Raw genomic sequence first — 24,972 nt, forward strand, 5'->3', positions numbered from 1 at the left:
GAGACGATGAAATGCAAAGACGCCGGGATTTCTCCCGGCGTCTTCGATTGTTGAAGCTTTATGCGGCCAGATCGCGAAGAACGGTCTGCAAAATGCCGCCGTTGTTCATGTAGATCACTTCATCCAGCGTATCGATGCGGCAAAGAAGCGGAACTTCCTTCACCGAACTGTCGCTATAGGTGATCTTGGCGATCTTCTTTTCACGCGGCCTGATTTCACCTTCGAGCCCGTCGATCTCGACGATTTCATCACCCTTGAGGTCGAGGCTTGCCCAGGTCGTGCCTTCCTCGAAGACAAAGGGAACGACGCCCATGCCGACGAGGTTCGAACGGTGGATACGTTCGAAAGACTGCGCAATGACGGCCTTGACGCCGAGCAGGTTGGTGCCCTTCGCCGCCCAGTCGCGGGACGAACCGTTACCATATTCGACACCGGCGAAGATGACGAGCGGGACGCCTTCCGCCTTGTATTTCATGGCCGCGTCATAGATCGACATCTCTTCCTTGGACGGATAATGGATGGTGTAGCCACCTTCCTTGCCGTTCGGGCCGAGCATGTGGTTGCGGATGCGGATATTGGCGAAGGTGCCGCGCATCATCACTTCATGGTTGCCGCGACGCGTGCCGTACTGGTTGAAGTCGGCAACGGCAACGCCATGTTCCGTCAGATAGGCGCCGGCAGGCGAAGCAGCTTTGATCGAACCGGCCGGAGAAATATGGTCGGTGGTGATCTTGTCGCCGAAGAGACCGAGGACGCGGGCGCCCTTGATGTTCTTGAGGCCCGAGCCCTTTTTGCCCATGCCGACGAAATAGGGCGGGTTCTGAACATAGGTCGACTGGTCGTCCCAGGCATAGGTCTGGCCCGGCGGAACCTGAACGGCCTGCCAGTTCGCATCACCCTTGAACACGTCGGCATACTTTGTTTCGTAAAGCTCACGGGTGACGTATTTCAGGATGAATTCCTGGATTTCCTTGGAGGTCGGCCAGATATCCTTGAGGTAGACCGGATTGCCGTTCTGATCGTCGCCGATCGGCTCCTTCGTCAGATCCTTCTGGACCGTGCCGGCAAGGGCATAGGCCACGACGAGCGGCGGCGAGGCCAGATAGTTCGCCTGGACATCCGGCGAAATACGACCCTCGAAGTTGCGGTTGCCGGAGAGAACACCGGCAGTGATCAGGCCCTTGTCGTTGATCGTCTTGGAAATCGCCGGCGGCAGCGGACCGGAGTTACCGATGCAGGTCGTGCAGCCGAAGCCGACGAGGTTGAAGCCGATCGCGTCGAGATCCTTCTGCAGACCGGACTTGTCGAGATATTCGGCAACGACCTGCGATCCCGGTGCCAGCGACGTCTTCACCCACGGCTTGGACTTAAGCCCCTTGGCGACGGCGTTGCGGGCGAGAAGGCCGGCAGCGATGAGAACCGAGGGGTTGGAAGTGTTGGTGCAGGAGGTGATGGCGGCAATCGCCACATCGCCATGACCGAGATCGAAAGCCTCACCTTCGACCGCATAACGGCTCGAAAGCTGGCCGGGCTTCTTATAGTCGTTTTCAAGAGCAGTCGCGAAATTCGGCGCGATGGTTTCGAGCGGCAGGCGGCCTTCCGGACGCTTGGGGCCGGCCATGGAGGGCACGACGTCGCCAAGGTCGAGTTCCAGCGTGTCGGTGAAGACGAGGTCGGAACCGTCGCCGGTGCGCCACATGTCCTGCGCCTTCGAATAGGCTTCGACGAGCGCGATGCGGTCCTTGGCACGACCGGACATGGTCAGGTAATTGATGGTCTCGCTATCGACCGGGAAGAAGCCGCAGGTCGCGCCATATTCCGGACCCATATTGCCGATGGTTGCGCGGTCGGCCAGAGACATCGAATCGAGGCCGGGGCCGAAGAATTCGACGAATTTGGAGACAACGCCCTTCTTGCGCAGCATCTGAACCACGGTCAGCACGAGGTCGGTCGCGGTCACACCTTCCTTCACCTTGCCGGTCAGCTTGAAGCCGATAACCTCGGGCAGAAGCATGGAGACCGGCTGGCCGAGCATGGCCGCTTCAGCCTCGATACCGCCAACGCCCCAGCCGAGAACGCCGAGACCATTGATCATGGTCGTGTGCGAATCGGTGCCGACGCAGGTATCCGGATAAGCAATCGTCTCGCCATCCTCTTCCTTGGTCCAGACGGTCTGGCCGAGATATTCGAGGTTGACCTGGTGACAGATGCCGGTGCCGGGCGGAACCACACGGAAATTCTCGAACGCCTGCTGGCCCCACTTCAGGAAGCGGTAACGCTCGCCGTTGCGCTCATATTCCAGCTCGACGTTGCGGGCAAAGGCGCTCGGCGTGCCGAATTCGTCGACGATGACCGAGTGGTCGATGACGAGATCGACGGGAACCAGCGGGTTGATCTTTTCCGGATCGCCGCCAAGGGCCTTGATGCCGTCACGCATGGCGGCAAGGTCGACAACGGCGGGAACGCCGGTAAAGTCCTGCATCAGAACGCGGGCGGGGCGATAGGCGATTTCGGTTTCGGTCAGGCCCTTGTTGTTCAGCCATTCGGAAACCGCCAGAATGTGTTCCTTGGTGACGGACTGGCCGTCCTCGAAACGCAGCAGGTTTTCGAGCAGAACCTTCATGGAATAGGGCAGCCTGGAAACGCCCTTCAGGCCATTGGCTTCAGCCTTGGGAAGGCTGAAATAGACGTATTCCTTACCGTCAACGGTAAGGACGGAACGACATTGGAAACTGTCGAGTGATTTGGGCATGGATAAAAACCCCGCTTACTCTGATAGCCAACACGTGCGTGCGGACACCTATGCACTCATGCACATCAGGATGCGGGTACGACCATTTCCGCTGTCCGCACGTGAAAATTGCTCCTCGCAATCGTCAAGTCCGGCGCAAGATGATGTTCACGCCGGCCGCTGGCGTGTTGACACCCATATAGATAATTTCTCTAAAACGTGCCAGACCATTCAACGAACCTAATCGATTTTTTTATGATCGAGACGACGAAATCGTAATCGGAACCGCAGCATGGATTTGACGGCGGAAAATCTTGGCGTGCGACGCGGCGAAGATTTCATATTCATGAATATTTCCTTCAAGTTAAGCGACGGTGAGGCTCTTGTGCTGACCGGTCGCAACGGTTCAGGAAAATCCACCCTGCTGCGCACGGTGGCCGGCCTGCTGCGGCCCGAACAGGGACGAATAAAGATAGCCGGCAAAGAAATCGAAGCTGACATGCGCCCGTCCGAGGCCTGCCACTATCTCGGCCATCGCAATGCGATGAAAACCGAACTGACCGTTTCGGAGAATCTTCGGTTCTGGAAAGACTTCCTCGGCGATTTTTCCGGCGGTGCGGGCGTGGCGATCGATGAGGCGGCGGAGATCGTCGGCCTCGCCGGTATTACCCACCTGCCTTTCGGTTATCTCTCAGCCGGCCAGCAGCGGCGTTTTGCCATGGCGAAACTTTTGATTGCATGGCGACCGGTGTGGATTCTCGATGAGCCGACGGCGGCGCTCGACAAGGCTGCGGACGGGATGTTTACCGATCTCGTGAAAAACCACCTCGGGAAAGGCGGCATCGTTCTGGCCGCGACGCATCAGCCTTTGGGGCTGGAGAGCGCGCGGGAATTGCAGATGACGGGGTTTGTGGGTGTGGAGGCTTGGGTATGAGGGCGATGTGCGCGGGGCATACCCCCCTCTGCCCTGCCGGGCATCTCCCCCACAAGGGTGGAGATTGGCAAGACGCCCTTCCATCACTCCATTCTCAAATTTTGAGATGGACGAGACCCAGCCGCAGGTCGATCTCCCCCCCTGAGGGGGAGATGCCCGGCAGGGCAGAGGGGGGTAACGCCGCGAACTCGAGGGCACCCCAATGACCGCCCTCCTCCTCCGCGACATCAAACTCTCCATCCGCGCCGGCGGCGGTGCGCTGATCGGCGTGCTGTTCTTCATGACAGTGGTTGCCGTCATTCCCTTCGGCGTCGGCCCCGATCTCAACCTGCTCGCGCGCATCGGCCCGGCCATCGTCTGGATCGGCGCGCTGCTCTCCGCCCTTCTCGGCCTCGACCGGCTGTTTCAAGCCGAGCGGGATGACGGCTCCCTCGATTTGATCCTGATGCAGGAAACCCCGCTGGTGCTGACCGTGTTCGTGAAATGCCTGGCACACTGGGTCACGACCGGTCTACCGCTGGTGCTTGCCTCCCCTCTGCTTGGCCTCTTCATGAACATGGACGAGGTGGCTATCGGCGCCGTGATGCTTACCCTTCTCGTCGGCTCACCCGCCATCACCTTCATCGGCGCGGTAGGGGCGGCGGTTGCCGTTGCTTTGCCGCGCGGAGGGCTTCTGGTTTCCATCCTCGTCCTGCCGCTCGCCATTCCCGTGCTGATCTTCGGCGTCAGCGCCTCCTATGCGGCGGTACAGGACCCGGCGCCCTTCATGCCGCCATTTCTCATTTTGAGCGCGATCACGTTATTTTCAGCCGTGACCGGACCTTTCTTCGCCGCTTTGGCGCTGCGCAATGTTATGGATTGATGAAACCACACCAGACGATCCCCGATTGACAGGGATCAATTGCGGGGCAGCCATTCTCGGGTTACACAAACGGCATGAACGAGCAGACCTTCACCATCACCAAATTCAGTGATCTCGCCAATCCCACCCGGTTTCTGGCGCTGGCGGCACGCATTCTGCCCTGGCTCGCTGCCTTGACGGCGCTGGTGCTGGCCGTCGGTCTTTATCTGTCCTTCACCACCGAAGGCGATTATCAGCAGGGTTATACGGTGCGCATCATGTATGTGCATGTGCCCTCAGCCTGGCTCGCCATGATGTGTTATTCGGTCATGGCGGTCTCCGCTATCGGCACCCTCGTCTGGCGTCACCCGCTGGCGGATGTCAGCCACAAGGCCGCTGCCCCCATCGGCGCGGCCTTCACGCTGATTGCGCTCGTCACCGGCTCGCTCTGGGGTAAACCCATGTGGGGGACGTGGTGGGTGTGGGATGCACGGCTGACCTCCGTCTTCGTGCTTTTCCTGATGTATCTCGGGCTGATCGCGCTCAACCGCGCCATGGACGATCCGTCGAGAGCCGCCCGCGTCAGCGCCGTGCTGATCCTCGTCGGTTTCGTGAATATCCCCATCATCAAATTTTCGGTCGAGTGGTGGAACACGCTGCACCAGCCGGCAAGCGTCATCCGCATGGGCGGTTCCGCCATCGATGCGGAATTCCTCTGGCCGCTGCTGACCATGGCCGTCGGCTTCACGCTGCTGTTCTTCACCCTACACATCGCCGCGATGCGCAACGAAATCTGGCGTCGGCGCGTGGCCGCACAGCGGCGTCTCGCCGCCCGCATGGCGAACCGGGAGGGCTAAAGTGATGACGCACGCCTTTTATATCGGCATGTCCTATGCGGCGACCGGCCTTGTCGTTCTCTGTCTCATCGCCTGGGTCGTCGTGGACGGTCAGGCACGCAAACAGGAATTGAAGGAACTAGAGGCATCCGGCGTACGCCGCAGGGCGAGAGCCGGTTCCGCAGGTGACGTGCAATGACGCAGGCTGACCGCGACACCAAGGCCAAAACGACAGGCCGTGCACGCTATGCGCTTGCGCTTCTGCCGTTGCTGCTGTTCGGTGGTTTCGCCCTTGTCGCCGGCAAGATGCTTTACGATCAGGATGTGAACGGCCTGGATATCAGCGCCATTCCCTCGGCGCTGATCGGCACCAGGGCGCCGACCCTGTCGCTACCGCCGCTGGAAGGCTCCAACCTGCCGGCGCTGACCGATGCCGCCATCAAGGGTAAGCTGACTTTGGTGAACGTCTTCGCCTCCTGGTGCATTCCCTGCCGGCAGGAGCATCCGCTGCTTCAGGAATTGGCGAAAGACAGCCGCATCACCGTCGTCGGCATCAACTACAAGGACAAGCAGGATAATGCGCTGCGCTTCCTCGGCGAACTCGGCAATCCCTTTGCTGCGATAGGCGTCGATCCGAACGGCAAGGCCGCGATAGACTGGGGCGTCTATGGCATTCCCGAAAGTTATCTGGTCGGCGCGGATGGCACGATCCTTTATAAAAAGGTCGGCCCCTTCGATGCCCGCAGCGTCGAGCGCGACCTGCTGCCAGCCATCGCGGCCGCAGCCGGGAAATAACCGCTCGGTAAGGCGTCACCCCTTGGTAACGACCCTCAGCGAAGGGCCTTCAGCCGGCAGACGTATGCCTTCCAGCACCACCTGATCGCGACCGCCGCGTTTTGCGGCATAGAGACTGTCATCGGCCCGCTTGATGGCGTCATGAATGGAATGATCTCCCCTCGCGACGGCCGAGACACCGAAGCTCGCGGTGATCTGGCTGGTTACGCCCCGGTTGCGCCAATCCAGCGACGAAAGGCCTGTCCGCATGCCATTGGCAAGCTGGCCGGCTGCGGCGGCTGTCTGGCCGGGCAGGAAGACCACGAATTCCTCACCGCCAAAGCGCGCCACCAGCGCATCCTCGGGCGCATTTCGCCTGAGCAGATCGGAAAGGCCGATGAGAACGATATCTCCGGCCGCATGACCGTAAACATCGTTGATACGCTTGAAGTGGTCTATGTCGCAGGCGATGACCGCACCCTCAGGGGTATCGTTGCGAAAATCGGGAACTCGGCGGTCGAAGCCGCGCCGATTCAGCACATCCGTCAGCGGATCATGCTCTGCCGCATGCAGATGCCGGTCGACGGTGACGGAAATCTGGCTCGCGAGCACGGAGAGCGCCAGCAGGAAGCCGAAGATGCTCGCCGCAAGCTGCATGTAGAAAGCATAGTCGGATTCGAAGAATTCGCTGAGCTCGATCATCGAGCCGCCCGGCGTCATCACCAGCAGCATGCCGATGCGCACCAGCGTCTCCAGCACCACAAGACAGGCAATTCCCACCATCAGCCTGTCGGCAAGCGCCACCGGCCGCTTTCGCACGAGCCAGACCGGAATCGCGAGCAAAAGGGCACAGACGAAGTCGCCGATGACAAGCTCGCGTTTCAGATCCGGCGTGACGAAGACATGGAAAGAGACCAGCAAAACCGCGGCCACCACAATCGACAGCCTGGCCGTGATATAAAGCGGCCGCCCGAAATGCACGAGCAGAGCGTGGCCATAGAGGAAGAAGGCGGAGAAAAACAACAGGTTCGAAACAATCGCCTGTATTTCGAAAGGCAGGCCGCCGAGCACCAGAGGTGTCGCAAAACCGAAGGCCGCCGAAAGATATCCTATACCCCAATAGCGGGCGGAAGCGTGACCGATCCTTTGCAGGAACAGGAACACCACGCCGAATGTCAGCATGATGAAGGGGAGAAGATAGGCGAAGTTGTCTTGCAATGGGTTCTGCCGGAGGGAGAGACGAGCCTTTGCCTGACACTACCGCAATGCCATTAAGAAAACCTGCATATATTGTGCGGCTTCCGTCCCTTTCGGACTGCGGCCCGGGAAAACCCGTTCACATTTGCGGGAGCGCGTTCTGCCATTCCTTGATCGCGTCCACGGGCCAGAGCAGCATCACCACGTTCAGCGTCAGGTTGTCACGGATCAGCCAGCCGGTGAAGATTTCGAAGAAGATGGCGATCGCCACCGTCAGCCACACCGGCACACGGGCGGCGAACAGGAAACCCAGCACCATGAAGACGGTATCCATCGCCGAGTTCAGGATGCTGTCGCCGGTGTAACCCAGCGCCATCGTCGCGGTCCGATAACGATCGATGATGAGAGGCGAGTTTTCAAGGATTTCCCATGCTGCTTCCACCAGAACCGCAAGCGACAGCCGCATGGAAAGCGGTCTGTTGCGGAACAGCAGCCAGGCGAACCAGTAGAACAGGAAGCCATGAATGATATGCGAGGGCGTATACCAGTCGGCCAGATGCTGGGAATTGCCCGGCGTGTTCACGCCCGGCTCGAACAGCTTCACATAACCGCATTCGCAGATCGGAATGCGGCCCATGAAATAAAGGATGACGATCTGCAGGAGAAGCAGCCCGGCGGCCACGCCGAACCATTTGAGCGAGCGCGAACGGGAAGCCGACATCTCTGCAACGGTCATTTTTCGTCCTTGTTAAGCGGTTCCAGCGAATGGCGCATGACGAGCGGCATTTGCGCCATGGTGAAGATGATGGTGATCGGCATCGTACCCCACACCTTGAAGGCCACCCAGGTGTCGGTGGTGAACATGCGCCAGACGACCTCGTTCAGCACCGCAAGAAAGAGGAAGAATACGCCCCAACGCAGCGTCAGCTTGCGCCAACCTTCATCCGTCAGCCTGAAGGCGGAATTAAAGACATAACCGAGCAGCGATTGCCCGAAGAACAGGCCGCCGAGCAGAATGACACCGAACAGCGTGTTGACGATGGTCGGCTTCATCTTGATGAAGGTGTCGTTCTGCAACCAAAGCGTTAGCGCGCCGAACACGAACACCACGATGCCCGATATCAGCGGCATGATCGGCAACTTGCGCGTCAGCACCCATGAGACGGAAAGCGCCAGCGCCGTTGCGATCATGAACAGGCCGGTGGCGATGAAGATCGGTCCGCCGAATTCCGTCAGCACGGGGAAGGTGGAGGCCAGCCATTCGCCGCGGGAATTGGCGAAGAAGAAAACCATGAGCGGGCCAAGCTCGAGCACGAATTTCAGGAGCGGGCTGATTTCCGCCACCATCTTTTCGCTTTCCTTGGAATTGCTTTCAATATCCATACTCAAACTCCCGCAATGGCCTTGGCGAAATCTTCCGCCTCGAAGGGCTCCAGATCATCAACACCTTCACCCACACCGATGAAATAAACCGGCAGCTTGTGTTTGGCAGCGATGGCGACGAGGATACCGCCCCGCGCCGTGCCATCCAATTTTGTCATAATCAGGCCCGAAACGCCCGCGACATTGCGGAATATTTCCACCTGGTTCATGGCGTTCTGGCCGGTTGTCGCATCCAGCGTCTGCAGCACGGTGTGCGGTGCGTCGGGATCGAGCTTGCCGAGCACGCGCACGATCTTTTCCAGCTCCGCCATCAGTTCCGTCTTGTTCTGCAGGCGGCCGGCCGTATCGATGATGAGAACGTCGCTCTTCTGCGCCCGCGCCTGCTCATAGGCGTCATAGGCAAGCCCGGCCGCATCTGCGCCGAGCTTGGTGCCGATGAATTGCGAGCCGGTGCGGTCCGCCCAGATCTTGAGCTGCTCGATGGCCGCCGCGCGGAACGTATCGCCGGCCGCCAGCATCACCTTGAGGCCCGAACCGGAAAGCTTGGCGGCAAGCTTGCCGATGGTCGTCGTCTTGCCCGTACCGTTCACGCCGACAACGAGAATGACATGCGGCTTGTGTGAAAGATCGAGTTCAAGCGGCTTGGCGACAGGCTTCAGGACCTTGGTGATCTCGCCCGCCATGATGCGCGCCACATCCTCGCCGCTCACATCCTTGCCGTAACGCTCGGAAGACAGGGCGCCGGTGATGCGCATGGCGGTCTCGACACCGAGATCCGACTGGATGAGAAGATCCTCAAGCTCGTCGAGTGTATCCTCATCCAGCTTGCGCTTGGTGAAAAGCGCCGAAATCTGTGTGGTCAACTGCGACGACGTGCGGGCAAGCCCTGCCCGCAGGCGCTGAAACCATGTCAGTTTTACCTGCGGTGCGGCAGGGGCAGGCTCCTGCCGCTCACTGGCGGACGAAAAACCCTTTGGTAGAGCTGGCGGTATAGCGGAGGGCTCGGCGGCAGTCGCGGCTTCGGCCTCGTCAAGCAGCGCATCCATCGCATCCGCATCCAGCACGACATCCGCTGCTTCGGGGGCAGATTCGACCTGCTCTTCGGCGGCGGCTTCCGCCTGTAGCAACGACAGCGGCACTACACCCATATCGCCGGAAAGCTCGGCACCGGGCAGAAGCGGTGCGTCCTCTTCCTCGTCATCGTCGGAAAGGACCACGTCCGTCGCCTCGTCCGGGGCTGGTCCGCCGGCCGTCTCCATCTCCAGTTCGGAAACCGGGTCCTTCTCGACAGGGCCATGCGCTTCGGCGTCGCTCAGCGCCGCTTCGAAGGAAGCGTTTTCAGTACCGCGCTCAGGCGCGGCGTCCTCTTGCGGCCGGTCGTCCGTTTCGGCCTTGTCCTTGCCGAACGAAAAGACTTTTTTGATGAAGCCGAGGGCCATGGTCGTTCCCGTGTATTTTCTCTTGTGCCGCCTCAGGCCGCATCCGCCGCCAGAAGCTTCATGTTCAGATGTTTGCCGTTGTGGCCGGTAATCGCAACCTGCGCAAGAGTGCGCGGGGCAAGATGCGGTGCCTCCACCAGCGTGAAATTGTCGGTATGGGCAAAACCGTTGTTTTCAACGAGGATCGTCTGCACCGACCCCACCATATTTTGCAGATGCGCCAGCTTCAGCGCCTCGCCGCGCTCCCGAAGCCTCGCCGCCCGCTCCTTCACCAAAGCCCGGTCAAGCTGCGGCATGCGCGCCGCCGGCGTGCCCGCACGTGGGCTATAGGGAAAGACATGCAGGCTGGAAATGCCGCATTCTTCCGCAAGGGTCGCGGCGTTTTCGAACATCTCTTCCGTCTCGGTCGGAAAACCGGCGATCATATCGGCCCCGAAGGCGATGTCCGGCCGCAATGACCGCACCTCGTGACAGAAACGAACGGCATCAGCCCGCAAATGGCGGCGTTTCATGCGTTTCAGGATCATGTCATCGCCATGCTGGAGGGACAGGTGCAGATGCGGCATGAAACGCGGCTCATCGGCAATAAGATCCATCAGATGGTGGTCGGCCTCGATACTGTCGATGGAGGAAAGCCGCAGCCGCAGGATGTCCGGCACCTGCTTGAGCAACGTCTTCGCAAGGTAACCGAGGGAAGGCTCGCCCGGGAGGTCCGCGCCATAGCTCGTCGCGTCCACCCCCGTCAGAACGATCTCGCAATAGCCGCTTTCCGTCAGCCTGCGCGCCTGATCCACCACGGCACCCATCGGCACGGAGCGGGAATTGCCGCGCCCATAAGGAATGATGCAGAAGGTGCAGCGATGATCGCAGCCGTTCTGCACCTGAATGAAGGCGCGCACATGCCCGTCTATGTGCTTCACCATCTGCGGCGCGGTCGCCTTGATGCTCATGATATCGTTGACGCGCAGCTTTTCTTCCGCCGAGACGCCGAAATCAGGCAGCGCACGATAGGAGGCGCTTTTCAGCTTCTCCTCATTGCCCAGCACCGCATCCACCTCGGGCATCTCGGCAAAGGTCTGCTTCTCGGTCTGGGCGGCGCAGCCGGTAACGATGATACGCGCGTGCGGATTGTCGCGCCTTGCCCGGCGGATGGCCTGGCGCGCCTGACGTACGGCCTCGCCCGTCACGGCGCAGGTATTGACCAGCACGGCATTGTTGAGCCCGGCCTTTTCAGCCTCCGCCCGCATCACTTCCGATTCATAGGTGTTGAGACGACAGCCGAAGGTTATGACCTCGACGCCGCTCATACAGCCCCCCGCTCGACCGCATCGCGCGCCCAGACGCCGGTGACGGGATCGACGGAACCCGACCATTCCCATTCGGCAGGGCCTGTCATGATGACATGATTGTCCTCGCGCCAGTCGATGGTCAGCGGCACACGGATGGGGCTGGAGGCGACATCGATGGTGACCTTCCGGCCGGTACGGCCCGTGCGCGCCGCAGAAACCGCTGAAGCGCAGGCGGCCGAACCGCAGGCGAGCGTCAGCCCGGCGCCGCGTTCCCAGGTGCGGGTGCGCAGCGCGCTGTCGGAAATCACCTGCGCCAGCGTGATATTGGCCTTTTCCGGGAACATGGGGTGATTTTCGAGCAGCGGCCCGAAGCGTTCGAGATCGAACTCCATCGGATCGCGATCCACCCAGAAAATCGCATGCGGATTGCCCATGGACATGGCGGCCGGCGAATGCAGGATCGGTGCGTCGATCGGCCCGATCTGCAATTCGATGCGGCTGGTATCGTGGAACTCTTCCGAAAGCGGAATGTCGCTCCAGCGGAAACGCGGCAGGCCCATATCGACGGAAATCATGCCGTCTTCATGTTCGACGGCGTTGAGGATGCCCGCTACCGTCTGGAAGGTGAAGCTCGTCTTGCCGGTTTCGGAAGACAGAGCCTGCACCACACAGCGCGTGCCGTTGCCACAGGCCTGCGCCTTGGTGCCATCGCAATTGAGGATGTCGATAAAGGCATCCGTGCCACTGACACGCGGATCGTGAATGGCCATGATCTGGTCGAACTGGGTCGAAGGATCGGCGTTCAGCGCAATCGCCGCCGCCGGCGTGACCATATCCTTGCGGCCGCGCATGTCGATAACGAGGATCTTGTTGCCAAGCCCGTTCATCTTTGCAAATTCGACCGTATCCGCCATTGCCCTAAACCTGAAAACTGTCTGAAAATCGGATTGCATAGGGAATTTCCCCGCGCTTTCGCCCTATATGGCGGAAAGGCCGGCAAATTACCAGACTGTTACGGCGCAAACGGGGCAGCGATCAGGCGGAAGGAGCGTCAAAAACCTCGCCGGGGCGCATGGGCTGAAAACGGCTCTCATCCACCCCCTGCTCTTTCAGTGCCGCCTTGAGCGCCACGAGCGGGGCGTCCACCGCCTCATCGGTCAGCTGCACGGTGCCCCAATGGTGCCCGCAGACATGCGCCGCACCGCAAAGCTTCATGCCTTCCACGGCTTCCGCCGGGTTCTGATGCTGGCCCTTCATGAACCAGCGCGGCTCGTAAGCACCGAAGGGCAGGTTGGCGAGGCGGAAATCGCCGTGCTTCTTGCGCGCGGCGTGATAGTTAAGGCCTTCGTGGAAGCCGGTATCGCCGATATGGTAGATTTTACCGCCCGGCGTTTCGATGACGAAGGCAGCCCATAGCGCCATGCGCCGATCGTTCAGACCGCGGGCCGACCAGTGATGGCACGGCTCGAAATGAATTTTAACCGAACCCGTCTCCACCACATCGCCCCAGTCGCCCACCTTGATGCGGGCTGCCTCGACCCCGGTACGGATGATGGCGTCATTGCCGAGCGGTGTGATGAAGAGCGGCTTGTGCGCCACATGCAGGCGCTTCAGCGTTTCCATATCCAGATGGTCGTAGTGATTATGCGTCACCAGCACCAGATCGATGGGCGGCAGGTCCTCGAAACGGATGCCGGGCGGATTGACCCGCTTGGGACCGGCGAAGCTGAACGGGCTGGTGCGCTGCGACCACACCGGATCGATGAGAATATTCAGCCCCGCCGTCTGGATAAGGAAGGAGGCATGGCCGACGAAAGTGACGCGCATGTCCCTGCCTTCGATCCGGGCTTCCGGTTTTGCGAAGGGAAAAGGGCTCGGATAGCTTTCCGGCCATGTGGCACGCTCGCCATTGAAGCGCCATTTCATAAGGCCCATGAAATTGCCGGGCGGCGAACCGCCGGGATTGAAGAAGCGCACCCCGTCGAAATGATCGGAGATCGGGCCGCTATAATAGGCGCTGGCGCTCGAACGACGGGCATAGAGAGCGCCGCCCGCCAGAGCGAGCAGTCCAAGCGTGGAAAAGCGAAAGAAGTTTCGACGGTTCATCCTAAAGGTATAGGGAGCGGAATGGCGCCGTTCAAGCGCCGCCAATGGCCGCCTGCGGCCAATCACGCAAAGATGAAATGCGGGCCTTTTCGGCCGCAAACCCGCGGCGCCTTGACTTTTCCTGCGCTTTCCTGTTTATCCCGCCCATCAGCTGGCAGTTTCATGACTCCAAGCCGCCGACCGGGACCCGCAAAGGTATAAAGAGATCCCGGAGGTCAACACCCGACAGCGCGATGCGCCCTCGGGTGCTTTTTGGCTTTGCGTCTTGTTTTTGGCAGCGAAAGCACCGACGTTTCGGAAACCCCGGAACGAAGAAGGAAGAAACGATGTTTGAAAACCTCCAGGACCGCCTTGGTTCCATTCTGAATGGACTGACCGGCCGTGGCGCGCTGACGGAAGCCGATGTTGCCGCCGCCCTGCGCGAGGTTCGCCGTGCGCTGCTGGAAGCGGACGTGGCGTTGGAAGTCGTGCGCTCCTTCACCGATAAGGTGCGTGAAAAGGCCGTCGGTGCCGCCGTCCTGAAGTCGATCAAACCCGGCCAGATGGTCGTCAAGATCGTGCATGACGAGCTTGTCGAGATGCTCGGCACCGAAGGCGTCTCCATCGATCTCAATGCCCCCGCCCCCGTCGTCATCATGATGGTGGGTCTGCAGGGCTCGGGCAAAACCACCACCACCGGCAAGATCGCCAAGCGCCTGACCGACCGCGATAAGAAGAAGGTGCTGATGGCATCTCTCGACACGCGTCGTCCGGCCGCCCAGGAACAGCTTCGCCAGCTCGGCGTCCAGACCGGCGTCGACACGCTGCCTATCATCGCCGGCCAGTCGCCGACGGATATTGCCGCGCGCGCCGTGCAGGCCGCCAAGCTCGGCGGGCATGACGTCGTCATTCTCGATACCGCCGGCCGCACGCACATCGACGAACCCTTGATGCTGGAAATGGCCGACATCAAGAAGAAGTCCAACCCGCATGAAATCCTGCTGGTCGCGGATTCGCTGACCGGTCAGGACGCCGTCAACCTGGCGCGCAACTTCGATGAGCGCGTCGGCATCACCGGCCTCGTGCTGACCCGTATGGATGGCGACGGACGCGGCGGTGCGGCTCTCTCCATGCGCGCCGTCACCGGCAAGCCGATCAAGCTGATCGGTATCGGCGAGCGGATGAACGAACTCGACGAGTTCCATCCGCGCCGTATCGCCGACCGTATTCTCGGCATGGGCGACATCGTCTCGCTGGTCGAAAAGGCCGCCGAAAACATCGATGCGGAAAAAGCCCGCGCCATGGCCGAGAAGATGGCCAAGGGCAAGTTCGACCTCAACGATCTCTCCGACCAGCTTGCCCAGATGAAGAAGATGGGCGGCATGGGCGGCATCATGGGGCTGATGCCCGGCATGGCCGGCATGAAGGACAAGATGGCTTCGGCCGGTCTGAACGACAAGATGTTCGACCGCCAGATCGCCATCATCTCGTCCATGACCAAGGCCGAGCGCGCCAATCCGGATATTCTGAAACACAGCCGCAAGAAGCGCATCGCCGCCGGTTCCGGCACGGATGCCGCCGAAATCAACAAGCTCTTGAAGATGCATCGCGGCATGGCCGACATGATGAAGGCCATGGGCGGCAAGGGCAAAGGCGGCATCATGAAGCAGATGATGGGCGGCCTTGCCGGCAAGATGGGCCTCGGTGGCCTTGGCGGCGGCATGCCTGACCTGTCGAACATCGATCCGAAGCAGCTCGAGGCGCTCCAGAAGCAGGCGGAAGCCGCCGGTCTCGGCAAGCCGGGCGCAATGCCCGGTCTTGGCGGTCTGCCGGGCGGATTGCCGGGTCTGGGTGGCGCCAAGCTGCCGGGTCTTGGCGGCATGCCGGGCCTGCCCGGCTTTCCGAAAAAGAAGTGAGGGGGACACCCGTGAGCAATGCAGAGGTGAAAGCCCAGCTTTCCGAATACCGCCAGTCGATCGACAATATCGATGCCGCACTGGTTCACATTCTTGCCGAACGTTTCCGCTGTACCAAGGCGGTGGGCGTGCTGAAGGCAAAGTACAATTTGCCGCCGGCCGACCCGGCGCGCGAGGAATACCAGATCGAACGCCTTCGCCGCCTGGCGAAGGATGCCAATCTGGACCCGGATTTCGCCGAGAAGTTCTTGAACTTCATCATCAAGGAAGTCATCCGGCATCATGAAGCAATCGCCGCCGAACATGGCGGCACCGAAAAGACCGCCTGAACGGCGGACAAGCCATCCTAAGGAGTAAATAACATGGCACTGAAAATTCGTCTCGCACGCGGTGGTTCCAAGAAGCGCCCGTATTACCAGATCGTCGTTGCTGACGCCCGTTCGCCCCGCGACGGCCGTTTCCTCGAGAAGGTCGGTTCCTGGAACCCGATGCTCGGCAAGGACAACCCGCAGCGCGTTGAGCTGAAGGCTGATCTCATCAAGGAATGGATCGCCAAGGGCGCACAGCCGACCGACCGCGTTCTGCGCTTCCTCGCCGAAGCCGGTCTTGCCGAGCGCGCCGCTCGCAGCAACCCGGAAAAGGCAAAGCCGGGCAAGCGCGCCCTGGAGCGCGTTGCTGAAAAGAAGCAGAAGGCTGAAGATGCAGCCGCTGCTGCTGCAGAAGCCTCTGCTGCAGAATAATCTGCACGGTAACTTTTGAAAAACGGGTGGCGTGGTTTTCCATGCCGCCCGTTTTTTGTTTATTTTGGCGTCAACAAACCTTAAAGCTGACGCAACCAACACCAGAAGACGGACGGCCCGATGGCAAAGCTGGAAAACCCGGTACTCATGGCAAAGATCGGCGGCGCGCAGGGCCTGCGCGGCGAAGTCCGTGTCAGCACCTATACGGGCGATCCCCTGGCGCTCGGCGACTATGGCAATCTTGTCACTGCCGATGGCCGGGTCTTCGAAATTCTGGAATTGCGCGAAGGCAAGAATGTCGTCGTCGTCCGTTTCCGGGGCATCAATGACCGCAATGCAGCCGAGAGCCTGAACGGGCTGGAACTCTTCATCGAACGCGACAATCTGCCGGATGACGAGCTTGATGATGACGAGTTTTATTATGCCGATCTGGAAGGGCTGGAAGCCGTTGACGCCGAGGGCAAAAGCTACGGTGCCGTCAGCGCCGTCTATGATTTCGGCGCCGGCGATCTGCTGGAACTGAAAGGTGCCGGCCGTCGTCCCGCCCTCATCCCCTTTTCGGAGGCGGCCGTGCTTGAGATCGATCTGGAAGCCGGGCGCATTCTCATCGATCCGATGGCCGCCGGCCTGATCGACAATCCCGACGACAAGGACGAAACCGGCGTATCGCCGTTCGGCAAGAAATAATCCATGACCTTCAAGGCGACCGTGCTGACGCTCTACCCGGAAATGTTTCCGGGGCATCTCCAATATTCGCTGGCCGGCAAGGCGCTGGAGCGGGGGCAATGGTCGCTGGACGCCGTACAGATCCGCGAATTTGCCACCGACAGACACAGAAGCGTCGATGACACGCCGGCAGGCGGCGGCGCCGGCATGGTGCTGAAACCCGATGTTCTGGCTGCGGCCATCGACCATGTTTCGGATGGCGATACACGGCCGCGGCTGCTGATGAGCCCGCGCGGCAAGCCGCTGTCGCAAAACCGTGTGCGTGAACTGGCGGCCGGAGAAGGCGCGATTATCGTCTGCGGCCGTTTCGAAGGCGTCGACCAGCGGGTGATCGAGGCGCGCGGGCTGGAGGAAGTGTCGATCGGCGATTACATCCTCTCCGGCGGTGAGCCGGCGGCGCTGACGCTTCTTGACGCCGTCGTCCGTATCCTGCCGGGCGTTATGGGCAACGATCTTTCCGGTGTGCATGAGAGCTTCGAAGGCGGACTGCTGGAGCATCCGCACTATACCCGCCCGCAGGTCTGGGAAGGCCACGACATCCCAGCCGTTCTCACCTCTGGCAACCACGCTGTCATCGACAGGTGGCGTCATGAACAGGCGCTGAAGCTGACGCAGGAAAGACGTCCGGACCTTCTGGTAAAGGCTCAGGCCGAAACGAAATAATAGGCCGTCAGCACCAGCCCGACGGCGATCACCAGCCAGCGGATGATCCACTGCGGCACCCGCCGTGCCGTATGCACGCCCGCATAACCGCCAAGTGCTGCCGCAGGGAACATGATGAGCGCCGCCCACCAGGAAACGACACCGCCGCTGACGAAGATCGTGATTGCGATGACAGCGATCACGACTGACAAGAGGTTCTTCAGCGCATTCAGATGATGATAGCTGCCGCCCGAGGTTATTCCGAGGATGGCCAGCATCATGATGCCCATGCCGGCACCGAAAAACCCGCCATAGACGGAAGCGAGACCCTGAAAGACGAGGCTCTGCAGATTGCCGGGCGAACGTTCGGCGCTCGCTTTCGGCCGCAGCCACGGGCCGGCAGCGAAAACGGCGGTTGCAGCGAGAAGCAGCCATGGCACGAGCTGGCGGAAGGAGGGATTGTCGAGCGACAAAAGCAGAAGCGATCCGGCCAGCCCGCCGACGATTGAAACGCCCGACAGAAGGATCGCCTCGCGCCAATGGGCGCGGATTTCCGGCCCGTAGGCGATGACGGAGGTGATGTAACCCGGAAACTGCACGATAGCCGACGTGGCATTGGCGACAATGGGTGGCAGGCCAGCCAGCGTCATCGCTCCGAAGGTCAGGAAAGTGCCGCCACCGGCAATCGCATTGACGACACCCGACAGAAAGCCGGTGACAAACAGCATGAGAACGATGAATATGGACATGGCCCCTCCCAAGGTTCCCATCCCATATCCGCCAGCGCGCCGCTTCGCAACTGCCGGAACGCGGCGCGTAATTGATAAAATATTGTCATGAAAGGGATGACAAACGGCGCATCCTCGTGTATGTGCCCGCGTGGAAATGGGAAATATCCCAACCGAAAGCAAAGAATGGCGAACCCGCTCCTGCCGAAAGGCATGGTCTGAAGGCATTGACCGACAGACGAAACGTTGAGCGCTCTGGCTGTTTCAGAAGAAATCAGAGGTTAACATGACCAATATCATTCAGCAGCTGGAAGCCGAACAGGCCGCCAAGATCGAAGCAAAGCGCACCCTGCCCGAGTTTTCTCCGGGCGACACCCTGCGCGTCAACGTTCGCGTGACGGAAGGTAACCGTACCCGCGTTCAGGCTTACGAAGGCGTTTGCATCGCCCGTTCCGGCGGCGGTCTTTCCGAAAGCTTCACCGTTCGCAAGATTTCCTACGGCGAAGGCGTCGAGCGCGTATTCCCGATCTACTCCCCGCTGGTCGAAGGCGTTGAAGTCGTTCGCCGCGGTAAGGTTCGCCGCGCGAAGCTCTACTACCTGCGCGACCGTCGCGGCAAGGCTGCCCGTATCGTTGAGAACACCGGTACGCGCGCCCGCAAGCTGAACGAGTCCGAGCGTCAGGCGCTTGCCGACGAAAAGGCACGTCTGGAAGCCGAAAAGGTAGCAGCAGCACAGGCTCTCGCCGCCGAGAAGGCAGCAGCCGAAGCCGCAGAAGCCAAGGCAGCGGAAGAAGCAGCAAAGGCTGCGGAAGCCACAGCGGAATAAGATTTCCATTTCGATGGATTGATCAAAAGGCGGTCTTCGGGCCGCCTTTTTTGTTGCGCCGATATAACGTAGCAAGACACGCATGCGGCTTGAAAGCCGCGCTTGGCGAACATTGGCGGGCCTGAGAATACCGAAGCTCTTTCAGTCATTTCCTTTGCGGAAAGATGCGGCAGATTTCGACCGGCAACAAATGCCTGCCTGATTTCCTGCTCGAGTGTTTTAGCCCATCCTCGAACAGCATTGCCTAATTCCATTTATTGTGCGATTTTCTTGCTGTTTCAGGTGTTATTATGTTTTTATTTAATTCTTTTTTAACAAAAAATAAGTCCGCTTTTTTCGCCGTTGGTCTCGCCAGCGCGTTGATGAACATTCTTAATCTTTCCGGCTCGCTTTTCATGCTGGAAGTTTACGACCGCATTCTACCAAGCAAGAGCATTCCATCCCTTGTGGCACTGGTCGTTCTCCTGATCGTTCTCTACGCGTTCCTTATGGGTTTTGACGCGCTGCGAGGCCGCATATTGGCGCGCATTTCGGACAATATGGACGACGCGCTCAATCAGAAGCTTTTCAGGGCGTCGATCAGTGCACCGCTCCTTGCCTCGGGAAAGATCGATGGGCTGCAGATCGTCGGCGATCTCGATCAGATCCGTCAGTTTCTCTCAGGACCGGGACCGGCCACCTTCTTCGACATTCCCTGGCTGCCCATCTATCTGCTGATCTGTTTTGCCCTGCATCCGTGGATCGGGTTCGCTGTGCTCGGCGGAGCCGTAGTTCTCATCGTGCTGACGCTCCTTACGAACTGGCTGACCGAAAGGGCGACAAAGCAGGCTTATACTGCGCGAGGGCAAAGAAACGTCCTCGTCGGCAGCAGCCAGCGCAACATCGAATCCATCAAGACCATGGGCATGATGGGGGCGGTGACATCCATGTGGGACGAATTGCATTCCAGATACCGTGCCGTCACCCTGTCGACATCCGATACGGCCGGCATGCTCGGCGCCATGTCGCGAACCTTCCGCCTGTTGCTGCAATCCGGCGTCATGGCCATCGGCGCCGTGCTTGTCATCGACGGCAATGCATCGGCGGGCAGCATCATCGCAGGCTCGATCCTTTCGGCAAAGGCGCTCGGCCCTGTCGAACATGCGATTGCAAACTGGCGCAGCTTCATGACCGCAAGACAGGGCTGGAAACGCGTCAACGAGTTCCTGGAACTGGTGCGCGAACCCTCGCCGCCGCTCTCCCTGCCCCGCCCGCAATATACCGTCGCGGTTGACCGTGTAACCGGTGGGCCGCCAAATGGCGCGCGCGATACGGTCGCCGATATTTCCTTCACGCTGAACGCAGGCGATGGTCTCGGCATCATCGGCCCAAGCGCCTCCGGCAAATCCACGCTGGCACGCTTGATGACAGGCATCTGGCCCTATGAACGCGGTTCCGTCCGCTTTGACGGAGCCGCGCTCAACCAGTGGGATTTCGAGTTTCTCGGCAAATCCATCGGCTACATGCCCCAGCAGGTGGAACTGATGCCGGGCACCGTGGCGCAGAATATCGCACGCTTCGACCGCGATGCGACAGCGGAAGCGGTTGTCGCCGCAGCAAAGGCCGCGCAGGTGCATGAGCTGATCCTCAACCTGCCCAACGGTTACGATACCTATATTGGCGACCGTGGCGAGGCTTTATCAGGCGGGCAGAAACAGCGTATCGGCCTTGCCCGCGCACTGTTTGGCGAACCCTTCTTCGTTCTTCTCGATGAGCCGAACTCCAATCTGGACAGCGAAGGCGAAGCGGCCCTGCGCAATGCCATTGGCGACATCAGAGCGCGCGGCGGCATTGTCGTCGTCATTGCCCATCGCCCCAGCGCCATTGAAAGCGTCAATCTGGTGATGGTGATGAACAACGGCCGGATGCTGCGCTTTGGCACCAAGGAGGAGGTGCTCGCGCAAATCCTGCGGCAGAACATCCGCCAGGTGCCTGAGGAGGAAGAAACGCGCAAGATTGAAAACCGGGTGAGCGAAAATGGTTGAGGCGGAAAAACCCGGCATGACGCATGCGTCCATTCTCAGGCACTCGACCGCAGTGGTCGTTCTCGCCTTTGGCCTTCTCGTCGGATTGGGCGGCTGGGCGGCTTTTGCAAAGCTTGCCGGCGCAGTGGTGGCCACGGGCCGGGTTGTCGTTGAAGGCAACTCCAAGAAAATCCAGCATCTTTCCGGTGGCATCGTCAGTGAGATCAATGTTGCCGAAGGTGACAGGGTCGAGGCCGGTCAGATCCTGTTGCGGCTAAGCGCCACCGTCGTGCAGGCGAACCTCTCCATCGTCGAAAATACGCTTGCGCAGCTTTATTCGCGTCGGGCTCGTCTGCGTGCGGAAATTGCCGAAGCGCCGTCTTTCACCGTGCAGGAAGATCTGGCGGCACTGACGAGTTCGAAGGCGGCCAAGACCTTTATCGACAGCGAACAGAACCTTTTCAACAGCCGTCGCAACGCCTTGATCGGCATGAAAAAGCAGCTGGGAACACGCAAGGATCAGCTCGCCGACGAGGCGCGTGGCCTCGAGGTGCAGGTGGAGGCAACGGACAATGAGCTTGCCATTGTAAAGGAAGACGTTTCCAAGACGGACGAGCTCTTCAAAAAAGGGCTTGTCACGCTTCAGCGCCTCAATCTCCTCAAACGCCAGCTTTCCAATCTCGAAGGTCAGCAGGGCCAATATATCGCCGCCCGGGCACAGACGGTGGGCAAGCTGAGCGAATTGGACCTGCAATTGCTTCAGCTCGATGAAGACCGCAAATCGGAAGTCACGAAAGATCTGACATCGATCGAAGCGACCGTCGCGGAATATGAAGAGCGGCTGGCGGCAACGCGCGACCAGCTGGATCGCCTCGACATCCGCTCGCCGATTGCCGGTCGCATCTACCAGCTCTCGGTGCACAACATAAATGGGGTCATTCAACCGGGTGAAGTCCTGATGCTGGTGGTGCCAGAGCAGGATGAGCTTGCCATCGAGGCCAATATAACCCCGCGAGACATCGATCAGATTTACGTCGGGCAGCCGGTTACCATTCGTTTCACGGCATTCAATCAAAGCACGACGCCGGATTTGAGCGCGCAAGTTGCTGTCGTCGCCCCCGATCTGCAGACGGATTCCCGAACTGGCACATCTTATTACGCGCTGCGCATCAAACCCGACAAGGCCGGAATGGGTCATCTGCCCGGCGGGAAATTATATCCCGGCATGCCCGCCGAAGTATTCATACAAACCAGCGAAAGGAGTGTTCTTTCTTATTTTGTGAAGCCGTTCCAGGACAGGCTCAAAAAGACCTTCGTGCAGGAATAAACAGTTTTCACTGCATAATTTTGCGAAAGGAATTTCCGCAACACGTTAAAGACGCACTTTATTCAAAAAAACAATTTCTTATATTGTATTATCATTTTTTACGTATTAAATATCACCCGCAATATTTATTATAAATTTAATTTCAATTCATCGATTTCTCAAAAATTTATGGGAGTGTAAAATGGCGTTAAAAGTAACTTTTGGTAATGGTGGCGCCTACACGGTCGCTTCGCTTACCAATTTGGTCGATCAGGAAACATACAAACTCCTCGATGAAGCGACTACGCAGACCAAGACCGGTTCCTCGCTCAATTCCGGCATCGTTCAGGCCGCCCCGGGTGCCAAGATCGCTGTCGGATACAATGCCGACACGAACAGCTTCAATTTCGACGTGACGACGGCGTGGAATTCCGTTAAAAACGTCCTCGCCAAATCCGACACATCCGAAAACCTCTCGTTCAAGGATTTCGTTCACGTCGATGTTCACCTCGGCGGCACGGGTTCATCCAACGTTGAAGTCCTCAACGCCAAGCGCGGCAATATTTCCACGGGCTCGGGTAACGACACGGTCACCGTCTCTCTCGTTTCGAACGAGAAATTCTGGTCAAATGCCTTCAATGTCGACACAGGTGCTGGCAACGACACCATCACGTTCAAGGCAGGAAAGTCGTTCAACGACACCTCAGCCGAAGGTACGGGCGGTATTCTCGCCCAGGCTGTGAATGGTGGCGCTGGCGTAACCGACGGCAGTTTCACCGATGTCACCATCAATGCAGGCGCCGGTGACGACAAAATCGACCTGAGCGGAGTGAAGCTGGCTTCCTCGCTGGTAACCGGCGGCACGGGTGTCGATCGCATCATTGCAAGCGGTGGCGCTGATACCTTCGTTTTCAATCTTGGCGATATGGCCAAGAGCATTGTTACCGACACCATCAACGGCTTCAATGCGTCTATGGACAAGCTGAAGCTGGTCGGGACGACAATTGGCGACTGGACGCTGTCGACTTACGAATCAGACACGATCTTAAGCTATAATGTCGATGGAGCTCACAAAGGCGAGAAGATCGTTCTGTCCGACGTCCACCTCAGCGGCAGCGATTGGTTCACTGCATAATTGTCTCAAAGAGAATTTCATTTCTCATAGCCTGAAATGATTGTGGCCCGGAAGAATCCGGGCCACAATTTTTTGCTCATGAAACGGTAGGCAATCGCGTCAGCTATCGCAATCGTCCAGTCAAGCCGCCTTGACCTGATTGCCCATTCTACGCGTTGCGACGATGACCAGCACGCCAGCAAGCGCCAGGCAGAAAGCAAGGAAGAACATCGGCGCAATGGTGCTGCCGGTCTGATCCTTGATCCAGGGCACCACGTTCTGCGCCACGAAGCCACCCAGATTACCGACGGAATTGATCGCGGCGATGCCGGCGGCCGCCCCTGCTCCCTTGAGGAAGCGGCCGGGCAGGCTCCAGAACACCGGCTGGCCGGCAAAGATGCCTGCGGCGGCGATGCAGAGGAAGGCGAACTGCAAGACCGGATCGCTCAGCAATGCCGACATCAACAGGCAAAAGGCGCCGATGAAGGCGGGACCAACGATATAAGGCGTCTTGTTCTTTGCCTTGTCGGCGGCCAGGGGCACAACGAACAGGGCGATGGCCACAATCACCCAGGGGATGATGTTGATGAAGCCATTGGCGGTGTTGGAAACGCCGAAGCTCTTTACGATGGTTGGAAGCCAGTAGCTGAGACCATAGGCCGCCAGCGGAAAGCCGACATAGCAGAGCGCCATGAACAGAACGCGCGGATTGACCAGCGCCTTGAAGCCGTCCTCGGCATGCTCTTCCATGCCCTTGTTTTCTTCGGCCAGTCGATTCTTCAACCAGTTTTTCTCATCCTGAGTCAGAAACTTCGCCTTTTCCGGGGTATCGTCGAGATAAAAGAAGGTGACGATGCCGGCGATGACGGCCGGGATACCCGTGGCGAGGAATACCCATTCCCATCCGGCATAACCGAGGAAACCATCCAGATCGAGTAGCATGCCGCCGAGCGGCGCGCCGATGGCATTGGCAAGCGCGCTGAAAATCATGAACAGGCCGATCATGCGGCCGCGATAATCGCGCGGGAACCAGAGCGTCATCAGGAAGAGCACACCGGGGAAGAATCCCGCTTCGCAAAGCCCGAGCAGGAAGCGCAGGATGTAAAACATCGTGGCGTTTTGCGTATAGGCAAGCGCGATGGTGACGGCGCCCCAGGAAACCAGAATACGGGCGAACCATTTGCTGGCGCCGAAACGGTTGAGGAACAGGTTGCTCGGCACTTCGAAGATGAAGTAACCGATGAAGAACAGCGAAGCGCCAAGACCGTAGGCATATTCGCTGAGGCTCAGCGCATCGACCATCTGCAGCTTGGCATAGCTGACATTCTGGCGGTCGATATAAGCGATGAGATAGAGAAGGCCAAGAAACGGCATCAGCCGCCAGGTGATCTTCGAGATAAGGGCTTTTTCGGATACCATATGCTTTTCCCTCCCTTCGATTTCTCGTCGAAACGCAAATGAT

Annotated in this window: 24 protein-coding genes; 14 read left to right on the top strand and 10 right to left on the bottom strand. The window is 59.4% G+C overall.

Annotation, left to right across the window (positions count from 1 at the left end; translation table 11 throughout):
* Positions 1–58: 58 nt before the first annotated feature.
* Positions 59–2,752: an aconitate hydratase AcnA gene (acnA, locus tag I3J13_RS06445; protein WP_196378312.1), complete on the bottom strand. Its 2,694-nt coding sequence runs from the start codon at positions 2,750–2,752 to the stop codon at positions 59–61.
* A gap of 271 nt (positions 2,753–3,023) precedes the next feature.
* Here acnA and ccmA point away from each other — a divergent pair, with 271 nt between their 5' ends.
* The 5 genes from ccmA to I3J13_RS06470 all read left to right on the top strand — a co-directional run bounded on the left by ccmA (position 3,024) and on the right by I3J13_RS06470 (position 6,137).
* Positions 3,024–3,665: a heme ABC exporter ATP-binding protein CcmA gene (gene ccmA, locus I3J13_RS06450; RefSeq protein WP_196378313.1), complete on the top strand. Its 642-nt coding sequence runs from the start codon at positions 3,024–3,026 to the stop codon at positions 3,663–3,665.
* Between the two features lie 202 nt (positions 3,666–3,867).
* Positions 3,868–4,527 (top strand): heme exporter protein CcmB, encoded by a 660-nt coding sequence (gene ccmB, locus I3J13_RS06455; RefSeq protein WP_196378314.1) that lies wholly within the window; start codon positions 3,868–3,870, stop codon positions 4,525–4,527.
* Positions 4,528–4,601: 74 nt separating this feature from the next.
* Positions 4,602–5,363 (top strand): heme ABC transporter permease, encoded by a 762-nt coding sequence (locus I3J13_RS06460; protein ID WP_059759868.1) that lies wholly within the window; start codon positions 4,602–4,604, stop codon positions 5,361–5,363.
* A 4-nt stretch (positions 5,364–5,367) separates the two neighbouring features.
* Positions 5,368–5,541 (top strand): heme exporter protein CcmD, encoded by a 174-nt coding sequence (gene ccmD / locus I3J13_RS06465; protein WP_196378315.1) that lies wholly within the window; start codon positions 5,368–5,370, stop codon positions 5,539–5,541.
* Positions 5,538–6,137: a DsbE family thiol:disulfide interchange protein gene (locus tag I3J13_RS06470; RefSeq protein ID WP_121490288.1), complete on the top strand. Its 600-nt coding sequence runs from the start codon at positions 5,538–5,540 to the stop codon at positions 6,135–6,137. The genes ccmD and I3J13_RS06470 overlap by 4 nt, the downstream gene beginning before the upstream one ends.
* A gap of 15 nt (positions 6,138–6,152) precedes the next feature.
* Here I3J13_RS06470 and I3J13_RS06475 read toward each other — a convergent pair whose 3' ends face one another.
* From I3J13_RS06475 to I3J13_RS06505, 7 genes are all read right to left on the bottom strand, one after another.
* A complete protein-coding gene (locus I3J13_RS06475; RefSeq protein ID WP_196378316.1) occupies positions 6,153–7,334 on the bottom strand; it encodes a GGDEF domain-containing protein in 1,182 nt (393 codons plus the stop codon).
* Between the two features lie 118 nt (positions 7,335–7,452).
* On the bottom strand, positions 7,453–8,049 hold the full coding sequence (locus I3J13_RS06480) for a DUF2585 domain-containing protein (protein ID WP_035261531.1): 597 nt from the start codon (positions 8,047–8,049) through the stop codon (positions 7,453–7,455).
* Positions 8,046–8,696: a septation protein A gene (locus I3J13_RS06485; protein WP_003520517.1), complete on the bottom strand. Its 651-nt coding sequence runs from the start codon at positions 8,694–8,696 to the stop codon at positions 8,046–8,048. The genes I3J13_RS06480 and I3J13_RS06485 overlap by 4 nt, the downstream gene beginning before the upstream one ends.
* Before the next feature lie 2 nt (positions 8,697–8,698).
* Entirely contained in the window at positions 8,699–10,135 is a 1,437-nt protein-coding gene (gene ftsY, locus I3J13_RS06490) for a signal recognition particle-docking protein FtsY (protein WP_196378317.1), read from the bottom strand.
* Between the two features lie 32 nt (positions 10,136–10,167).
* Positions 10,168–11,442 carry a tRNA (N(6)-L-threonylcarbamoyladenosine(37)-C(2))-methylthiotransferase MtaB gene (gene mtaB / locus I3J13_RS06495; RefSeq protein ID WP_196378318.1) on the bottom strand — a complete coding sequence of 425 codons (1,275 nt, stop codon included), beginning with the start codon at positions 11,440–11,442 and terminating at the stop codon, positions 10,168–10,170.
* Positions 11,439–12,338, bottom strand: coding sequence for a diaminopimelate epimerase (gene dapF / locus I3J13_RS06500; RefSeq protein WP_196378319.1), 900 nt, complete (start codon positions 12,336–12,338; stop codon positions 11,439–11,441). The genes mtaB and dapF overlap by 4 nt, the downstream gene beginning before the upstream one ends.
* 121 nt (positions 12,339–12,459) lie before the next feature.
* Positions 12,460–13,530, bottom strand: a complete 1,071-nt coding sequence (locus tag I3J13_RS06505; protein ID WP_236000821.1) for an MBL fold metallo-hydrolase — start codon at positions 13,528–13,530, stop codon at positions 12,460–12,462.
* A 326-nt stretch (positions 13,531–13,856) separates the two neighbouring features.
* Between I3J13_RS06505 and ffh the strand changes: the two genes are divergently transcribed.
* The 5 genes from ffh (at position 13,857) to trmD (ending at position 17,554) form a co-directional block, all read left to right on the top strand.
* The gene (ffh, locus tag I3J13_RS06510) at positions 13,857–15,425 is read left to right on the top strand and encodes a signal recognition particle protein (RefSeq protein WP_196378321.1); all 1,569 of its coding nucleotides are present in this window, start codon (positions 13,857–13,859) and stop codon (positions 15,423–15,425) included.
* Positions 15,426–15,436: 11 nt separating this feature from the next.
* Positions 15,437–15,754 carry a chorismate mutase gene (locus tag I3J13_RS06515; protein ID WP_174039728.1) on the top strand — a complete coding sequence of 106 codons (318 nt, stop codon included), beginning with the start codon at positions 15,437–15,439 and terminating at the stop codon, positions 15,752–15,754.
* 33 nt (positions 15,755–15,787) lie between these two features.
* A complete protein-coding gene (rpsP, locus tag I3J13_RS06520; protein ID WP_035221728.1) occupies positions 15,788–16,165 on the top strand; it encodes a 30S ribosomal protein S16 in 378 nt (125 codons plus the stop codon).
* Positions 16,166–16,285: 120 nt separating this feature from the next.
* Entirely contained in the window at positions 16,286–16,852 is a 567-nt protein-coding gene (gene rimM / locus I3J13_RS06525) for a ribosome maturation factor RimM (RefSeq protein WP_065114320.1), read from the top strand.
* Between the two features lie 3 nt (positions 16,853–16,855).
* Positions 16,856–17,554 (top strand): tRNA (guanosine(37)-N1)-methyltransferase TrmD, encoded by a 699-nt coding sequence (gene trmD / locus I3J13_RS06530; RefSeq protein WP_196378322.1) that lies wholly within the window; start codon positions 16,856–16,858, stop codon positions 17,552–17,554.
* Here the strand turns inward: trmD and I3J13_RS06535 are convergent.
* Positions 17,536–18,282, bottom strand: coding sequence for a sulfite exporter TauE/SafE family protein (locus tag I3J13_RS06535; protein ID WP_196378323.1), 747 nt, complete (start codon positions 18,280–18,282; stop codon positions 17,536–17,538). The two genes, trmD and I3J13_RS06535, sit on opposite strands and share 19 nt — an antisense overlap.
* Positions 18,283–18,547: 265 nt before the next feature.
* On the opposite strand from I3J13_RS06535, the gene rplS reads away from it, so the two are divergent.
* The 4 genes from rplS to I3J13_RS06555 all read left to right on the top strand — a co-directional run bounded on the left by rplS (position 18,548) and on the right by I3J13_RS06555 (position 23,531).
* The gene (gene rplS / locus I3J13_RS06540) at positions 18,548–19,087 is read left to right on the top strand and encodes a 50S ribosomal protein L19 (RefSeq protein WP_059759847.1); all 540 of its coding nucleotides are present in this window, start codon (positions 18,548–18,550) and stop codon (positions 19,085–19,087) included.
* Positions 19,088–19,377: 290 nt separating this feature from the next.
* The gene (locus tag I3J13_RS06545) at positions 19,378–21,111 is read left to right on the top strand and encodes a type I secretion system permease/ATPase (RefSeq protein ID WP_196378324.1); all 1,734 of its coding nucleotides are present in this window, start codon (positions 19,378–19,380) and stop codon (positions 21,109–21,111) included.
* Positions 21,104–22,417, top strand: coding sequence for an HlyD family type I secretion periplasmic adaptor subunit (locus tag I3J13_RS06550; RefSeq protein ID WP_196378325.1), 1,314 nt, complete (start codon positions 21,104–21,106; stop codon positions 22,415–22,417). The genes I3J13_RS06545 and I3J13_RS06550 overlap by 8 nt, the downstream gene beginning before the upstream one ends.
* A gap of 181 nt (positions 22,418–22,598) precedes the next feature.
* Positions 22,599–23,531, top strand: a complete 933-nt coding sequence (locus I3J13_RS06555; RefSeq protein WP_196378326.1) for a rhizobiocin — start codon at positions 22,599–22,601, stop codon at positions 23,529–23,531.
* 120 nt (positions 23,532–23,651) lie between these two features.
* Here I3J13_RS06555 and I3J13_RS06560 read toward each other — a convergent pair whose 3' ends face one another.
* Positions 23,652–24,929 (bottom strand): MFS transporter, encoded by a 1,278-nt coding sequence (locus tag I3J13_RS06560; RefSeq protein ID WP_196378327.1) that lies wholly within the window; start codon positions 24,927–24,929, stop codon positions 23,652–23,654.
* Positions 24,930–24,972: the final 43 nt, after the last annotated feature.

Origin of the sequence: Agrobacterium leguminum, from assembly GCF_015704895.1 — a bacterium.
Taxonomy (GTDB): Bacteria; Pseudomonadota; Alphaproteobacteria; order Rhizobiales; family Rhizobiaceae; genus Agrobacterium; species Agrobacterium leguminum.

What these genes read in the sequence shown, in the direction of transcription:
- acnA (WP_196378312.1), bottom strand. Translation starts at nt 2,752, where the DNA reads ATGCCCAAATCACTCGACAGTTTCCAATGTCGTTCCGTCCTTACCGTT.
- ccmA (WP_196378313.1), top strand. Translation starts at nt 3,024, where the DNA reads ATGGATTTGACGGCGGAAAATCTTGGCGTGCGACGCGGCGAAGATTTC.
- ccmB (WP_196378314.1), top strand. Translation starts at nt 3,868, where the DNA reads ATGACCGCCCTCCTCCTCCGCGACATCAAACTCTCCATCCGCGCCGGC.
- I3J13_RS06460 (WP_059759868.1), top strand. Translation starts at nt 4,602, where the DNA reads ATGAACGAGCAGACCTTCACCATCACCAAATTCAGTGATCTCGCCAAT.
- ccmD (WP_196378315.1), top strand. Translation starts at nt 5,368, where the DNA reads ATGACGCACGCCTTTTATATCGGCATGTCCTATGCGGCGACCGGCCTT.
- I3J13_RS06470 (WP_121490288.1), top strand. Translation starts at nt 5,538, where the DNA reads ATGACGCAGGCTGACCGCGACACCAAGGCCAAAACGACAGGCCGTGCA.
- I3J13_RS06480 (WP_035261531.1), bottom strand. Translation starts at nt 8,049, where the DNA reads ATGACCGTTGCAGAGATGTCGGCTTCCCGTTCGCGCTCGCTCAAATGG.
- I3J13_RS06485 (WP_003520517.1), bottom strand. Translation starts at nt 8,696, where the DNA reads ATGGATATTGAAAGCAATTCCAAGGAAAGCGAAAAGATGGTGGCGGAA.
- ftsY (WP_196378317.1), bottom strand. Translation starts at nt 10,135, where the DNA reads ATGGCCCTCGGCTTCATCAAAAAAGTCTTTTCGTTCGGCAAGGACAAG.
- mtaB (WP_196378318.1), bottom strand. Translation starts at nt 11,442, where the DNA reads ATGAGCGGCGTCGAGGTCATAACCTTCGGCTGTCGTCTCAACACCTAT.
- dapF (WP_196378319.1), bottom strand. Translation starts at nt 12,338, where the DNA reads ATGGCGGATACGGTCGAATTTGCAAAGATGAACGGGCTTGGCAACAAG.
- I3J13_RS06505 (WP_236000821.1), bottom strand. Translation starts at nt 13,530, where the DNA reads ATGAACCGTCGAAACTTCTTTCGCTTTTCCACGCTTGGACTGCTCGCT.
- ffh (WP_196378321.1), top strand. Translation starts at nt 13,857, where the DNA reads ATGTTTGAAAACCTCCAGGACCGCCTTGGTTCCATTCTGAATGGACTG.
- rpsP (WP_035221728.1), top strand. Translation starts at nt 15,788, where the DNA reads ATGGCACTGAAAATTCGTCTCGCACGCGGTGGTTCCAAGAAGCGCCCG.
- rimM (WP_065114320.1), top strand. Translation starts at nt 16,286, where the DNA reads ATGGCAAAGCTGGAAAACCCGGTACTCATGGCAAAGATCGGCGGCGCG.
- trmD (WP_196378322.1), top strand. Translation starts at nt 16,856, where the DNA reads ATGACCTTCAAGGCGACCGTGCTGACGCTCTACCCGGAAATGTTTCCG.
- I3J13_RS06535 (WP_196378323.1), bottom strand. Translation starts at nt 18,282, where the DNA reads ATGTCCATATTCATCGTTCTCATGCTGTTTGTCACCGGCTTTCTGTCG.
- rplS (WP_059759847.1), top strand. Translation starts at nt 18,548, where the DNA reads ATGACCAATATCATTCAGCAGCTGGAAGCCGAACAGGCCGCCAAGATC.
- I3J13_RS06545 (WP_196378324.1), top strand. Translation starts at nt 19,378, where the DNA reads ATGTTTTTATTTAATTCTTTTTTAACAAAAAATAAGTCCGCTTTTTTC.
- I3J13_RS06550 (WP_196378325.1), top strand. Translation starts at nt 21,104, where the DNA reads ATGGTTGAGGCGGAAAAACCCGGCATGACGCATGCGTCCATTCTCAGG.
- I3J13_RS06555 (WP_196378326.1), top strand. Translation starts at nt 22,599, where the DNA reads ATGGCGTTAAAAGTAACTTTTGGTAATGGTGGCGCCTACACGGTCGCT.
- I3J13_RS06560 (WP_196378327.1), bottom strand. Translation starts at nt 24,929, where the DNA reads ATGGTATCCGAAAAAGCCCTTATCTCGAAGATCACCTGGCGGCTGATG.